We start from the raw sequence: 13,310 nt of genomic DNA on the forward strand, positions 1-13,310 counted from the left end.
ACTTGCTGCACTCAAACAAACGCAGCGCCGCGATGCTCAATACGGATGTGACTTTCGATGGCCCGTTGGCCGAAGCCAGCACCAGCCGGCGCAATGCCGTGATCCGCCTGCTGCTGGGCGGCGTCCAGGGCATTTTGCTTTATGGCTTGTACCAGGCGTCCACCGCGCAGGTCTGGCCCGCTACTGCGGAATACCTGTTTTCGCCGCTAGTGTTGCTGGCGTTTGCCATTCCACTGCAACTGATCTCCAGCCTGGGCCATTTGCCGCGTCGGGTGCTGGCGCCGTGGGTAGGCATCACTGCGTTGATTCTGATCGGCGCGGGGTGTTACGCCGTGTGGCGCAGTCCGTGTGCGCTGGAAGTGACCACGGTCTGCAGCCAACACACGCATTACCCCACGCCGTGGTTGGTGGGCTTGCTGATCGGCGTGTTTTACGTGGGCCACAGCATGGTACTGGCGGGGGCGCGCGATCAGCGCTGGGTGGCGGCGTATCCCAGCTATTTCGAGATGGCCTGGAAACTGGCCATCCAGATCCTGTTTTCCGCCGGGTTTACGTTGGTGTTGTGGGGCACGTTGTGGCTTGGGGCAGAGTTGTTTGCGCTGGTAGGCAGCGCTTTGCTGCAGCAAGTGCTGAGCAAAGGCTGGGTGATTTTTCCGCTGACGGCGCTGGCGTTTGCCTGCGGCATGGAATTGACCGATGTGCGCCCCGGCATTATTCGCGGCATCCGCACGCTGGGGCTGAGCTTGCTGTCGTGGTTGCTGCCGGTGGCCACGGTGCTGATTGCGGCGTTTTTGCTCTGCCTGCCCGCGTTTGGCGTCGATGCTTTATGGCACACACGGCATGCCACGCAGTTGTTACTGGTGGCTGCCCTTTTGTTGATCGTCTTGCTCAATGCCGCATTCCAGAATGGTGTGGTCTACCCCGAGCTGGCCCGCATCGTACGCGGCAGTGCGCGGCTGGCGGCGGGCTTGCTGGCGCCGGTGATCGCACTGGCGCTTTACGCACTGCATTTGCGTATTAACCAATATGGCTGGACCGTCGAACGCGTGGGTGTGGCCGCTGCATTGCTGGTGCTCAGTAGCTATGCTGCGGGCTATCTGTGGGCGACGGCGCAACGCGGCCCATGGCAATCGCGGCTGGCGCGCGTAAACATCGTGTGTGCGCTGATCACCGTCACCACCTGGCTGGCGTTGCTGTCGCCGCTGGTCGACCCGGTGCGCATCGAGGTGGATAGCCAGATGGCGCGGCTGGCCGCAGGCCAGGTGTCGGCCGAAGCGTTCGATGTAAACAGTCTGCGCTTTGAAGGCGGCCGCTTTGGCGACGCCGCTTTGCGTCAGCTGGTCCGCAGCACCCCGAATGCTGATTTGCGTCGTCGTGCCAGCCTGGCGCTGCAATCACATAGCCGCTATGGCGATACGTCTGCCCCTGCCAACGACGCGGTGAACTGGCAAGCCAATGTGACGGTATGGCCGCGTGGGCAGCACCTGCCCGCCAGCTTCAGCACGATGGACTGGCGCAAAGGCAGCGGCGCGCTGCCTATGTGTCTGCGCCTGAAAGACCAACCCTGCGATGTGTTCAGGCTGGACACGGATGGCCAGGGCCATCCCGATATGCTGGTCGGCGGCCAGTTTGAGTCTTTGTCTTTGCTGCGCGAAAACAGCGCCGGCCTATGGACCGTGGTGGGGCGCTTGCCATACCAGACAGTCGGCTGCGCCGCGTGGCGGCAGGCACTTCGCGATGGTCAGTATCAGGTGGCCACCGTGCCGCAGCGCGTATTGCGCATCGGCGCGGCGCAAATGCCGCTGCCCGACGACGCGCCCACGCCGGAATGCCCAGCCAATAAGAAGTGAAGACCGGTGGCCTCGTTATTGGACGCGGCAGCCTGGCATGCGTGCGCCACCTGGCAAAACCGACTTGCGCGCGGGTGTTGCAAGGGCGCTGACGGGCGCACTGCACCCATCGTTACAGCGGCTTTTGCATGGGCGTGGCGCTGAGCCCGAACAGATGCACCGGCTCGCCGCTGACTGCATAACCCATGCGTTGATAGAACCCGACAGCGCGCTGCGTGCTGTTCAGCCGGGCATGGCTGCAACCTTGGGCGGTGATCCAGCTCTCCAGGTGCGCCAGCAGCGCGCGGCCCATCTGCCGACCCTGCAACGACGGCCGCACATAGCAAAGCTGGATTTCGCCATTGCAAGTGGCTTTGCCGACGCCCGCCACCGCGCCGTCGCACTCGGCCACAATCAGCCGCGTTTGCGGGTCCGCCAGCAGACGCGCCACGGTGGCCTCGGTTTTGTTGCCCAGCCAGTGCGCAAGAATGGCGGGATCATTGTGATGATCCAGCACGCAACTCTCGCGGATCGCTTCGATTTGCACGGTACAAACGTCGGCAGCATCAGCTCGCGTAGCGGGGCGTACCAGCGGATCGATGGCGTTGGGCATGGGCGACGCGGGCGGTGGTGATGGGGCAGCCATCGTCGCAGAGCGGGGCCGGCGTGCGCAAGCCTGCGCGCGCCGGGTTGCTGCGTGGTGATCAGGCCGCGACGTGCGCGGCAAAGCCGGTGGTGTCAGGGGCGATTTCGGGTCGCAACGTCAACGCCGGAATCACATAATCGCCCGCGTTCTGTTGGCGAAACGCGATCGGCGTGGTGCTGAACAACTGGTCCATGCGCTGGCCTAGTTGCGCTTCGATGCTGGTAAAACGATCGGCGTCCATGCGGCTGCTGCGGTACACCAGAAACGGCGGCAGCACCTCAAAGCCGGGGTAATGCAGCACGCCATGATGAATCGGGAACAGCAGATCATCGATCGGACCATTGATGCCGCGCGCGCCGTAGTGGCTTTCCCAGCCGCCGGTGGTGACGATCAGCATGGCGCGTTTGCCCGCCATATTGCCTTCGCCATAACGGTCGCCCCAATGCCGGTCGGAATGCTCGCCCACACCATAGGCAAAGCCATAGGCATACACGCGTTCCACCCAGCCTTTGAGGATGGCGGGCATGGAAAACCACCACAGCGGGAATTGCAGAATCAGCGCATCGGCCCAGCGCAATTTGTCTTGTTCCGCGGCGATATCGGCGCTTTGCTGACCGTTGGCATAGGCGGTTTTTGAATCGGCCGATGGGTTAAACGGCTGGTTGGCGTCGCGCTGTGGCGCATCGTCGGCGTCGATTTGCGCTTTCCAGTGCATGGCATACAAATCGGACACCTGCACGCTGTGGCCTTGGGCCTGCAGCCGTTGCACCACAAAGTTTTTGATCGAACCGTTCAGCGAGCGCGGTTCGGGATGGGCGTAGACCAACAAGACATTCATTGCGATGACTCCTGCGTTGTGATGAAGCCAGCGTAGGCGCAGCGCAGGTATAGTTGAAATGAATTTCCCGCATTGCAGGTATAGCCATGATTAATTTGCGCCAGCTCGATCTCAACTTGTTACTGACGCTGGATGTGCTGCTGGCCGAGCACAATGTCACGCGCGCCGCCGAGCGGCTGCATTTGTCGCAACCGTCAGTCAGCGTGCATCTGGCGCGCTTGCGCGAGTACTTTGGCGATCCGTTGCTGCTGCCCGGCCCGCGCGGCATGCGGCCGACCGCGCGCGCCAACGCGCTGCGTGAACCGTTGCGCGCTGCACTCGATGCGCTGGGGCATGCGGTTGCCGCCGTCGATGAATTTGATCCGGCCCCGGCGCAACACACCTGGCGCGTGGCGGCCACCGATTACGGCGGCAGCACCATCGTCTTGCCCGCGTTGGCCGCCCTGCGCCAGCATGCGCCGGGCACACGTCTGGCTGTGCTGGAAATGGTGCCGTCACGCATCGCCCGCCAGGCCGAGCAAGGCGATATCGATCTGGCGTTTCATACGCGCGATGGCGCGCCGCCAGGTTTGCATGCGCGCGTGCTGTTTGATGAGCGCTATGTGCTGGTCGGGCGCGCCGACCATCCGCAGCTGCAACGCGCGCCCACCCGCAAACAGTTTTGCGCGCTGGAACACGTGATCGTCTCGCCCGACGGCGCGGGCTTTTTTGGCATCACCGACGAGGCGCTCGCTCAGGTGGGCCTGAGCCGCAAAGTGGTGTTGTCGGTGCCGCATTTTCTGTTTGTCAAAGCCGTGGTGGCGCAGACCGATCTGGTGGCGATGTTGCCGGAGCGCCTGGTGCGCAACGCGCCCGAACTGACGGTAGTGGCACCACCGATCGAGGTGCCCGGTTATGCGATGACCATGCTGTGGCACGAGCGTGTACACCGCGATCCAGCGCATCAATGGTTGCGCGAACAGATCGCGGCGGCCGTATAACCAGCGCTGTTTTTGGGCCGTTGTCCCGGCCCGTCTAGCGGCGGTTGCAGCGCTGGGGCGCTGAATGCGGTGTGGAGCGCGCCGCTCGCCGAATGCTGCTGGCGCAACGCCCCTCGCGCAACTATGTTGAGCAACAGCACTGGCTAATAAACTGACTTGGCCAGCCTCAATATGGACGCCGTAATCCGGCAGGAGCAGTCAATGTCGGCGTTTATTCGCAAGCTCTCCGGTCCGTTGCGAAGCATGCTGTTGCGTCCTGCTGCGCGCCCCGCCGCGCCCGTCCAGGCCGAGCCCGCATTGGCGTGGGCCGCCGGAACGCAGGCAGAAGTCCGCCCGCCGGTTGTGCCGCCTGCCGCCCCGCATGCGCAGCAGTTGTCGCTGTACCGCGATCTTTTCAACCGCAGCCGCGACGCGATGGTGATCGCGGATGAACAGTGCAAGGTGATCGACGTCAATCCGGCGTGGCTGCGGCTTACCGGTTTGGGTCGAGCCGAAACACTGGGTGCGCCTTTGCTGTGGCAAACCATGCCGCCGGTGACCGCGCCTGCGGCGGATGACTGGCAGCGCGAACTGTTGCGCGACGGGGCATGGCAAGGCGAGCTGCTGGTGCGCCATCAGCAAGGTGGCGCCGCGCCCTGTCTGATTGATATCCGCGCCCTGCGGCTTCCCCCCTCGGGGCCGACACGCTTTGTGGCGGTGTGCAGCGATGTGAGCGCGCTGCGTGAAGCGCGCGCCCTGCTCGAATACCAGAATGCACACGATCTGCTGACCGGCTTGCCCAACCGCTCGCTGCTGCAAGAGCGCATGGCGTGGTCTTTGGGCCGCTCCCAGCGCGAGGCGCGGCGTATGGCGGTGATCTATATCGATCTCGATCATTTCAAATTGCTTAACGACGGTCTGGGCCGGGCCGTGGGCGATGTGGTTTTACAGGAAAGTGGCCGCCGCATCGTTGATTGCGTTCGGCTATGCGACACCACGGCGCGCGCGGGCGCGGATGAATTTGCGCTGCTGATCGAAGACGTGGTGAACGAAAACGATCTGCTGCGCCTGGCCGAGCGCATTCTGGCGGCGCTGGGGACGCCGGTTGAGGTGGAGGCCGATGCGCATCGCGTCACCGCGTCACTGGGCATCAGTCTGTATCCGGAAGACGGCATCGAGCCGGCGCAACTGTTGCGCAATGCCGAGCTGGCCATGCGGCGCGCCAAAGAAGCGGGCAAAGGGTGCTATGAGTTTTACAAACCCGAAATGCAGGCGCGGGTGCGCCAGCGCGCTGAACTGGATCGGCAATTGCATTACGCGCTGGACCGGGGCGAATTTGTGTTGCACTACCAGCCGCAAGTGGATTTGCGCACCGGACAGATTGCCGCCTTTGAGGCGCTGATCCGCTGGCAAACGCCCGACGGCACCTTGCTGGGGCCGGGCCGGTTTATCCCGGTGGCCGAAGAAAGCAATCTGATCCACGCCATCGGCGAATGGGTGTTGCAGGAGGCCTGCCAGGCGCTGCAACGCTGGCAGGCCTGTGGCCTGCGCCGCGTGCCGATCGCGGTGAACCTGGCGGCGTCGCAATTTGCCCGCCAACGCATCGACGTGCTGGTCGAGCGCGTGCTGGCGCAGACCGGCGTGTCGCCCGAATGGCTGGAGCTGGAACTGACCGAAAGCGTGTCGATGCAAGACCCGGTGGCCTCCATCGAGTTGATGCACAAGCTCAAGGCGATGGGCCTGAGCTTGTCGATTGATGATTTCGGGACGGGTTATTCCAATATGGCGTATCTCAGCCGGTTTCCGGTGGACAAGCTCAAGATCGACCAGTCGTTTGTGCGCGGGCTGACCACGGGCGCGGAAGAAAAAGAAATTGCCGCGGCCGTCGTGCAACTGGCGCACGCGCTTGGCATGCAGGTAATCGCCGAGGGGGTGGAACAGCGCAGCCAGCTGCAGGTGCTGGCGGCGATGGGCTGCGATGTGATGCAGGGGTTTTATTTCAGCCCCGCGGTGGAAGAGGCGCAGGCAGTCAGTTTGCTGGCCGCAGAACGCATGCTCGATCTGAACGCGCTCAGCCGCGCGCCCTACCGGCGCACGATCTTGCTGGTAGACGACAACACCGCGCTGCGTGACGCGGTGGCGGCCATGCTGGAAGGCGAAGCGTTTGAACTGTTGCAGGCGGCCGATCCGCAAGCCGCGTACGACCTGCTGGCGGGCCACGAGGTGGGGGTGGTCATCACCGATTATCAAATGCCCCAGGAAGACGGCATTACGTTTCTGGCCAAGGTCAAGCAGATGTATCCACAGACCTTGCGGGTGCTGCTCACCGGCTATGGCAGTACGGAGCTGATTGCAGCCGCCGTGCAGCGCGGCGAGATTTTTCGCTATATCGCCAAACCATTGCTGCGCCATGAGGTGATGGATACCTTGCGCACCGCGTTCCAGCGTTATGAACGCTAATTCCGATCTACCGCGTGCGCGTTTCTGGTCAGTGGGCATGTTGCTGATGCTGCTGATCAGTGGCATTTGCGCTGCGGCGCTGTGGCAAACGCGGCCCTGGCGCGATGCGGGCCTGCACACGATGCTCGATAGCGGCATGTTTTTGCTGTCGCTGGTGCTGGCGCTGCTGTTTGGCGACCGCGGACGCTATCTGGGCCGGCCTTTCTTGCGCCGGACAGGGTTGGCGTTTGGCATTACCGCCTTGTTTGAAGCCGCGCATTTACTGACGGCGCTGCCTTTGCCGCTGCCCACGCAGTGGGCGGGCATGCTGACCGGCACCTGGCGCCCGATCAGCTGGCCCGCCCCGGCTTATCTACTGCCCGCGGCGTTGATGGTCGCCGTGCACAGCTACGAGACACCGGGCCGCGCCCGCACATTGTTTTTTGCGCTGGGCTGCGTGCTGGCGGGCGTGCTGCTATCGCTGGGGTTCAGCCTGTTGCCGCGGTATACCGAGCCGGTGTGGCTGGGCATAACCCGGCCGGCGCTGGCGGGCGTCAGTGTGCTGTGGGCGCTGGCGCTGGGCTTGTTTCTGCGCTGGCGGCGGCGTGACCGCATCCTGCCCTTGTTGATACTGGTGGCGCTGATCCAGTGGCTGGGCAGCATCGCCATGTTGTATTCGGCCGCGCCGCACGATACCTGCGCGGTGCTGGCGCATCTGGCGCGCATTACGGCGGAGCTGGCCTTGCTGACCGGCTTGATCCAGTTGTCGTCCTACGATGTGCTGATCCGCCGGCACGCCGAAGCCCAACTGGCTGCGCTGAATCAACAGCTGGAACATCGCGTGCTGGAGCGCACGCGCGCCTTGCAGGACCATATCGACGAGCGCGTGCGCGTGCAGCAAACGCTGCAGCACATGGCCGATATCATTGATTCGTCCGAAGACGCCATCATCGGCAAAACGCTGGAGGGGGTGATCACGTCGTGGAACCAGGGCGCGCGCAAAATCTTCGGCTATCAGGCCGACGAGGCCATCGGGCGGCCGCTGCTGATGTTGATTCCGCCGGATCGCCAGTTCGAGGAGGCCGATATTCTGGCGCGCATTGCCGCGGGCGAAAGCGTTGAGCATTTCGAAACCGTGCGCCAATGCAAGAATGGCCGGCTGATTCATGTGTCCGCCACCATCTCGCCGATCCGCGATGCCCATGGCGCAATCGTGGGTGCGTCCAAAATTGCGCGGGACATTACCGAGCGCGTGCGGGTGCGTGCGGCGCTGCAGGAACAACTGGGCCGCATCAACCTGTTGAACCAGGTAACGCGCGCCACCGACGAGCGCCAGGATATGCAGAGCATCTTTCAGGTGGTGGTGCGCACCGTGGAAAAAGATCTGCCGCTCGATTTCTGCGCCATCGGCCTGTACGACCCGGTCAGCGGTCATTTGCGCTTTGATCATGTGGGCATCCAGGCCGAAGCGCTGGGGCACTGGCTCAGCGGACACGAGCGCCTGTTGCTGGACGCCGCCTCGCTGGACCGCAGTCGCATGGGGCATCTGGTGCAGTTGCCCGCCCTGGCGCGCCATGGTCTGCCCTTGACGGACCGGCTGGCGCAAGCCGGTCTGGATGCCGCCATGCTGGTGCCGATGCGGGTGGAGCAAAGCCTGTTCGGTATTATCCTGGCGGCGCGGCGCGGCAATACCTTCAGCGTGGGGGATACCGAATTCCTGCGCCAGTTGGGCGAGCATGTGGCAATGGCCGCGCACCAGGCGCAACTGCATGCCGAATTGCAGCAGGCCTATGACGAGCTACGCCAGACTCAGGAAGCGGCGCTGCAGAAAGAACGCTTGAGTGCGTTAGGACAAATGGCCAGCGGCATTGCGCACGACATCAATAACGCCATTTCGCCCGTCGCGCTGTACACCGAAACCTTGTTACTACAAGAAGCAACGCTCAGCGCACGCGGACGCGGGCAACTGGAGATCATCCAGCGCGCCGTCAACGATGTGGCGCAAACCGTCGCGCGTATGAAGGAGTTTTACCGGCCGCAAGCATTGCCCACCGGTATGCAAGTGCTGGACCTTAACCAACTGGTGTCGCAAGTACTGGAACTGAGCCGGGCGCGCTGGTCCGGGATGGCGCAAGGGCAGGGCGGCGCCATCGCCGAGCGCTTGGTGATGGCGTCTGGCTTGCCCGCGATCAACGGCGTGGCCAGCGAAATCCGCGAAGCCTTGACCAATCTGGTGCTCAATGCCGCGGACGCCATGCCACAGGGCGGCACACTTACCGTGCAGACGCGGCCGACGCGGGTCGACGCAGCCGCGTTCGTGGTGCTGGAAGTAACCGACACCGGCATGGGCATGGACGAAGACACACGCAAACGTTGCCTGGAACCGTTTTTTACCACCAAGGGCGAGCGGGGCACCGGCCTCGGGCTGGCGATGGTTTATGGCATCTGCCAGCGGCATGGCGCCGACGTACAGATCCGCAGCGCACCGGGTGCCGGCACCACCGTGCAATTGACCTTTGCCGCCTCGCCGCTGACGGCGACCACCGAAAACCTGGAGACTCCCAACGCCGCGCCCACCCCGGCGCCGCGCCGCATCCTGGTGGTGGACGATGATCCGCAATTACTGGGGGCGCTGCTGGAAACGCTGCGCGCCGACGGCCATACCGTGACCGCGGCGCACGGCGGCCAGGCCGGCATCCAGACCTATCGACAGGCTTTGCTTGAGGGCGCGCCGTTCGACATCGTCATGACGGATTGGGGCATGCCCGACGTGGACGGCGGCATGGTCGCCAGCGCCATCAAGGCGATCCGGCGCGATGCACCGATCATTCTGCTGACGGGCTGGGGCCAGCATTTGCGCGCCAGCGGCGATATCCCGGCACAGGTTGATCTGGTGTTGTCCAAACCACCCCGGCTGCGCGAGCTGCGCGAAGCGCTGCGATATTTTGCGGCGCCGCCCGCGCGGGATGAGCGCGAGCGGGCCTGATTGCGCGGCATGGGCGCGCTCAGTGCGACAGCAACACGCAATACTCGCCATTCAACAGAAAATCGCGGCTCACCCCACCGGCTATCCATTGCTGCGCGCGGCTATGGCCGTATAGACCGGCCACGACCAGATCGACGTCCAGCGACTGCACGACGGCACGGATGGCGTGGGGGCGTGGCGCGTGGCTGACGTCGATGCGGTAATCGGCGCGTACGCCGTGGTCGCGCAACCATTGCACCACGCCGCGCAGACGCCAGCGGCATTCTTCTTCGGCGCCTTCGTTGACCACTTCGACCACGGTGACCTTGTCGGCCTGCAGCAGCAGCGGCATGGCGTCCGCCACCGCGCGCCGTGCTTCGGCGGTTTCGCGCCAGAGCACGGCCACGTGGTCCAGCCACAGATGTTCAATGCCCGCCGGCACCACCAGCACGGGGCGGCCGGTGTGCATCACCAATTCGCCCAGATGCACATCGGAAGCGCCCGACATCGCCGTTTGCGCTTTGCCCGCGCACACCAGCAAATCTGCGCCACGCACGTTCTGGCACAGCCAGTCCAGCGTGGGCGCGCCCTGGGTATTGCAGCGCCAGCCCTGGCGGTCGGCGCTCAGGCCGGTGATGTCGTACATCTCGGCTTCCAGCCGCGCATAGGCTTCGCGCAGCGCCAGGCTGTCGGGACCATAGCGGCCCGCGTCCACGCACCATTCGCCGCAGATGACCATCGGCGTGCTGCCGGTGGCCAGCCCGGTCAGCCGTGCCGGGTAGCGTTGCGTCAGGCTCATGGCGGCGCGCAACAAGGCGGTGTTGGACTGGCCTGCGGTCAGATGCACCATGATCGAAGTGAAAGTCATGATCGTCTCCCGGGCTTAGTGCGAGACCAGCGCGCAATACTGGCCGCGCAGCAACAGGTCCTGGGTAAAACCGCCGAGTATCCATTCGCGCACGCGGTGGTGCGCATACGCGCCGCCCACAATCAGCGTTGCGCCGATCTCGTCGGCCAGTTGCTCAAACGCCTGCAGCGCATGGTCGTCGGCGGCCACCAGGCGGTATTTGGCCTGCACGCCATGCGGCCGCAACCAGGCGGCCACATCAATCAACCGGCTGCGTGCGGCGGGCACGCCTTGCTCGCTGGTCACTTCGCACAACGTGACGTGTTCGGCCAGGCGCAACAGCGGCAGCGCATCCACCAGCGCACGACGCGTTTCACGCGTGTCTTTCCAGCCCACCAGCACATGCTCCAGCGACACCGCCTCTAGCGCCAGCGGCAGCACCAGCACCGGTCGCCCGGCTTGCATCACCACGGCGCCCAGGTCGACCTGGCTGCCGTCGTCCATCCAGGCGGGCGCATTGGCCTGCACTACCAGCAAATCGGTCGTGCTGGCGTGGTGAATCAGAAAATCGGCCATCGAGCGTACTTCCAGCGCGCAATGCCAGCGTCGGCGCGGCACCAGCGGTTCCAGCACATGGTGGAATTCCTGTTCGGCCTCGCTGGCTTCGCGCTCCAGCGGGTCTTTGTTCAGCGCTGCCGGGTCGATGTAGCCGAAGCCGTCGGCATACACGGTTTGCGTGAGTTGGCTGCTCAGCACGCCGGTCACGCTGGCGCTGAGTGTCTCGGCCAGCTTGCCCACAATTTCGAGCAAAGGACGGTTGGATTGGCCCGTGCGCAGCAGCACGGTGATGGCGTTGTATGACATGACGGAGGCCCTCCAGATGGGGTGCGGCGCCAGACCTGGCGCGGCTCTGGCCTCGCTCATCCGCACGCTGTGCCCGCCCGGGTCATGGGCGGTGCAGGGCGGATGAGGCCGGGGCTGATGTCAGCATACGCAGGCTATTTATCTGCAATTGCGAGAATTTTATGGATATTTGATCTGGAGCAAATGTGTAGCAGATGCGGATGTCATTACAGATTTGTCCGGGATTATGCTTCGTCCGTCATCTGCAGTAAGGGGGAAAAGTGGAGCGACCAGACCGTCGTCAGGTGTTCCCCGTGAGCCCGCCGGGCCACGTGCTGTCTGTGCATTTGCAGGCGTTATAAACGAAGGATATCGATCATGTTCAGCCAGGCATTCGCCGTTCTGCAAAAGATCGGCAAGGCATTGATGCTACCGGTAGCGGTATTGCCCGTAGCAGGTTTGCTTCTCGGGATCGGCAGTTCCAATTTCGGGTTTATCCCGGCTGTTGTTAACCAGATCATGGCCGCCGGTGGGGGCGCCATTTTCGGAAACCTGCCCATCATCTTTGCCGTTGGGGTGGCGCTGGGTCTGGCCAATAACGACGGTGTGGCCGCAGTGGCCGCGGTGGTGGGTTTTGTGGTGATGATTGCCACGATGGGCGTGATGGCTGGCGTGTTTGGTATTACGCCCGCCATGGTGTTGGGCATGAAGTCGATGGAGACCGGCGTGTTTGGCGGCATCATCATCGGCGCGGTGGCCGCATCGTTGTTCAACCGCTATTACCGCATCGAATTGCCGCCGTATCTGGGGTTTTTCTCCGGCAAGCGCTTTGTACCGATTGTGACCGGTATCGCCGCCATTTTTGTGGGCGTGATCCTGTCGGTGATCTGGCCGCCGGTGCAGCACGGCATTGACGTGTTCTCGCACTGGGCCGCTGCCAGCGATCCGCGTACGGCCGCCACGGTGTACGGCTTTATCGAACGCTTGCTGATTCCGTTTGGCCTGCATCACATCTGGAACGTGCCGTTCTTCTTTGAAATCGGCTCCTTCCCGCACGATGGCCAGATCATCCACGGCGATATCAACCGCTTCTTTGCGGGTGACCCTACTGCGGGCATTCTGTCGGGCGCATTCCTGTTCAAGATGTTTGGTCTGCCGGCCGCCGCCATTGCCATGTGGCATACCGCCAAGCCGGAAAAACGCGTGATGGTGGGTGGGATCATGATCTCGGCCGCGCTGACTTCCTTCCTGACCGGCATTACCGAACCAATTGAATTCTCGTTCATCTTTGTGGCGCCGGTGCTGTATGCCATCCACGCTGTCTTGGCCGCGAGCACTCAGTTCATTGCCAACACGCTCGACATGCATATGGGCTTTACCTTCTCGCAAGGCGGCATCGACTTTCTGCTGTTTAACGCCTTTGGCAAGAACGCGCAGCACTGGGCCTACACGCTGATTCTGGGCCCGATCTATGCGGTGGTTTATTACAGCGTGTTCCGCTTTGTGATCGTCAAGTTCAACCTAAAGACCCCGGGTCGTGAGGATGACGAAGTGGCCCCCGCCGTGGCGCATAACCCGCAAGTGCTGAACCCGGTAACACCGCCGCTGGCGCCAGTGATGGCTGCAGCCGGTGCTGACGCTGTGGCACAACCGGCTGCTGTGGCCGAACCTACCAACCCGCTGCTGGCTGACCCGCGCTTCCAACGCGCCTCCAGTCTGGTTAGCGCCTTCGGTGGCCCGGACAACATCAAAGGTCTGGACGCGTGTATTACCCGGCTGCGCATTGCCGTAGCAGACCCGGCACGCGTGGATCAGGGCCGTCTGAAAGCCTTGGGCGCTTCGGGTGTGCTGGTGTTGGGCAATGGCATACAGGCCGTGTTTGGCACCCGCTCGGATAACTACAAAACCGATATGGATGAGTATCTGAAGCTGGGTGGGACATAA

General features: G+C 63.4%; 9 protein-coding genes. 5 read left to right on the forward strand and 4 right to left on the reverse strand.

Annotated elements, in window-relative coordinates; translation table 11 throughout:
* Positions 1-32: 32 nt before the first annotated feature.
* On the forward strand, positions 33-1,850 hold the full coding sequence (locus WG78_RS06275) for a DUF4153 domain-containing protein (RefSeq protein ID WP_152969088.1): 1,818 nt from the start codon (positions 33-35) through the stop codon (positions 1,848-1,850).
* A gap of 112 nt (positions 1,851-1,962) precedes the next feature.
* On the opposite strand, the gene WG78_RS06280 is transcribed toward WG78_RS06275, so the two are convergent.
* Together WG78_RS06280 and WG78_RS06285 are read right to left on the reverse strand one after the other, a co-directional pair.
* A complete protein-coding gene (locus tag WG78_RS06280; RefSeq protein ID WP_053936927.1) occupies positions 1,963-2,442 on the reverse strand; it encodes a GNAT family N-acetyltransferase in 480 nt (159 codons plus the stop codon).
* Positions 2,443-2,533: 91 nt separating this feature from the next.
* A complete protein-coding gene (locus tag WG78_RS06285; RefSeq protein WP_053936928.1) occupies positions 2,534-3,313 on the reverse strand; it encodes an NAD(P)H-dependent oxidoreductase in 780 nt (259 codons plus the stop codon).
* Positions 3,314-3,399: 86 nt separating this feature from the next.
* On the opposite strand from WG78_RS06285, the gene WG78_RS06290 reads away from it, so the two are divergent.
* From WG78_RS06290 to WG78_RS06300, 3 genes are all read left to right on the forward strand, one after another.
* Positions 3,400-4,293 (forward strand): LysR family transcriptional regulator, encoded by an 894-nt coding sequence (locus WG78_RS06290; RefSeq protein WP_053936929.1) that lies wholly within the window; start codon positions 3,400-3,402, stop codon positions 4,291-4,293.
* Positions 4,294-4,494: 201 nt separating this feature from the next.
* Entirely contained in the window at positions 4,495-6,732 is a 2,238-nt protein-coding gene (locus WG78_RS06295; protein ID WP_161805073.1) for an EAL domain-containing protein, read from the forward strand.
* Positions 6,722-9,697, forward strand: coding sequence for a hybrid sensor histidine kinase/response regulator (locus WG78_RS06300; protein WP_083458811.1), 2,976 nt, complete (start codon positions 6,722-6,724; stop codon positions 9,695-9,697). The genes WG78_RS06295 and WG78_RS06300 overlap by 11 nt, the downstream gene beginning before the upstream one ends.
* Before the next feature lie 19 nt (positions 9,698-9,716).
* On the opposite strand, the gene WG78_RS06305 is transcribed toward WG78_RS06300, so the two are convergent.
* Positions 9,717-10,544, reverse strand: a complete 828-nt coding sequence (locus WG78_RS06305; protein ID WP_053936932.1) for a universal stress protein — start codon at positions 10,542-10,544, stop codon at positions 9,717-9,719.
* A gap of 15 nt (positions 10,545-10,559) precedes the next feature.
* A complete protein-coding gene (locus WG78_RS06310; RefSeq protein ID WP_053936933.1) occupies positions 10,560-11,387 on the reverse strand; it encodes a universal stress protein in 828 nt (275 codons plus the stop codon).
* A gap of 357 nt (positions 11,388-11,744) precedes the next feature.
* Between WG78_RS06310 and WG78_RS06315 the strand changes: the two genes are divergently transcribed.
* A complete protein-coding gene (locus tag WG78_RS06315; protein ID WP_053936934.1) occupies positions 11,745-13,310 on the forward strand; it encodes a PTS transporter subunit EIIC in 1,566 nt (521 codons plus the stop codon).

Origin of the sequence: Amantichitinum ursilacus, from assembly GCF_001294205.1 — a bacterium.
Classification (GTDB): domain Bacteria; phylum Pseudomonadota; class Gammaproteobacteria; order Burkholderiales; family Chitinibacteraceae; genus Amantichitinum; species Amantichitinum ursilacus.

What these genes read in the sequence shown, in the direction of transcription:
- WG78_RS06285 (WP_053936928.1), bottom strand. Translation starts at nt 3,313, where the DNA reads ATGAATGTCTTGTTGGTCTACGCCCATCCCGAACCGCGCTCGCTGAAC.
- WG78_RS06315 (WP_053936934.1), top strand. Translation starts at nt 11,745, where the DNA reads ATGTTCAGCCAGGCATTCGCCGTTCTGCAAAAGATCGGCAAGGCATTG.
- WG78_RS06295 (WP_161805073.1), top strand. Translation starts at nt 4,495, where the DNA reads ATGTCGGCGTTTATTCGCAAGCTCTCCGGTCCGTTGCGAAGCATGCTG.
- WG78_RS06310 (WP_053936933.1), bottom strand. Translation starts at nt 11,387, where the DNA reads ATGTCATACAACGCCATCACCGTGCTGCTGCGCACGGGCCAATCCAAC.
- WG78_RS06275 (WP_152969088.1), top strand. Translation starts at nt 33, where the DNA reads ATGCTCAATACGGATGTGACTTTCGATGGCCCGTTGGCCGAAGCCAGC.
- WG78_RS06290 (WP_053936929.1), top strand. Translation starts at nt 3,400, where the DNA reads ATGATTAATTTGCGCCAGCTCGATCTCAACTTGTTACTGACGCTGGAT.
- WG78_RS06300 (WP_083458811.1), top strand. Translation starts at nt 6,722, where the DNA reads ATGAACGCTAATTCCGATCTACCGCGTGCGCGTTTCTGGTCAGTGGGC.
- WG78_RS06305 (WP_053936932.1), bottom strand. Translation starts at nt 10,544, where the DNA reads ATGACTTTCACTTCGATCATGGTGCATCTGACCGCAGGCCAGTCCAAC.
- WG78_RS06280 (WP_053936927.1), bottom strand. Translation starts at nt 2,442, where the DNA reads ATGCCCAACGCCATCGATCCGCTGGTACGCCCCGCTACGCGAGCTGAT.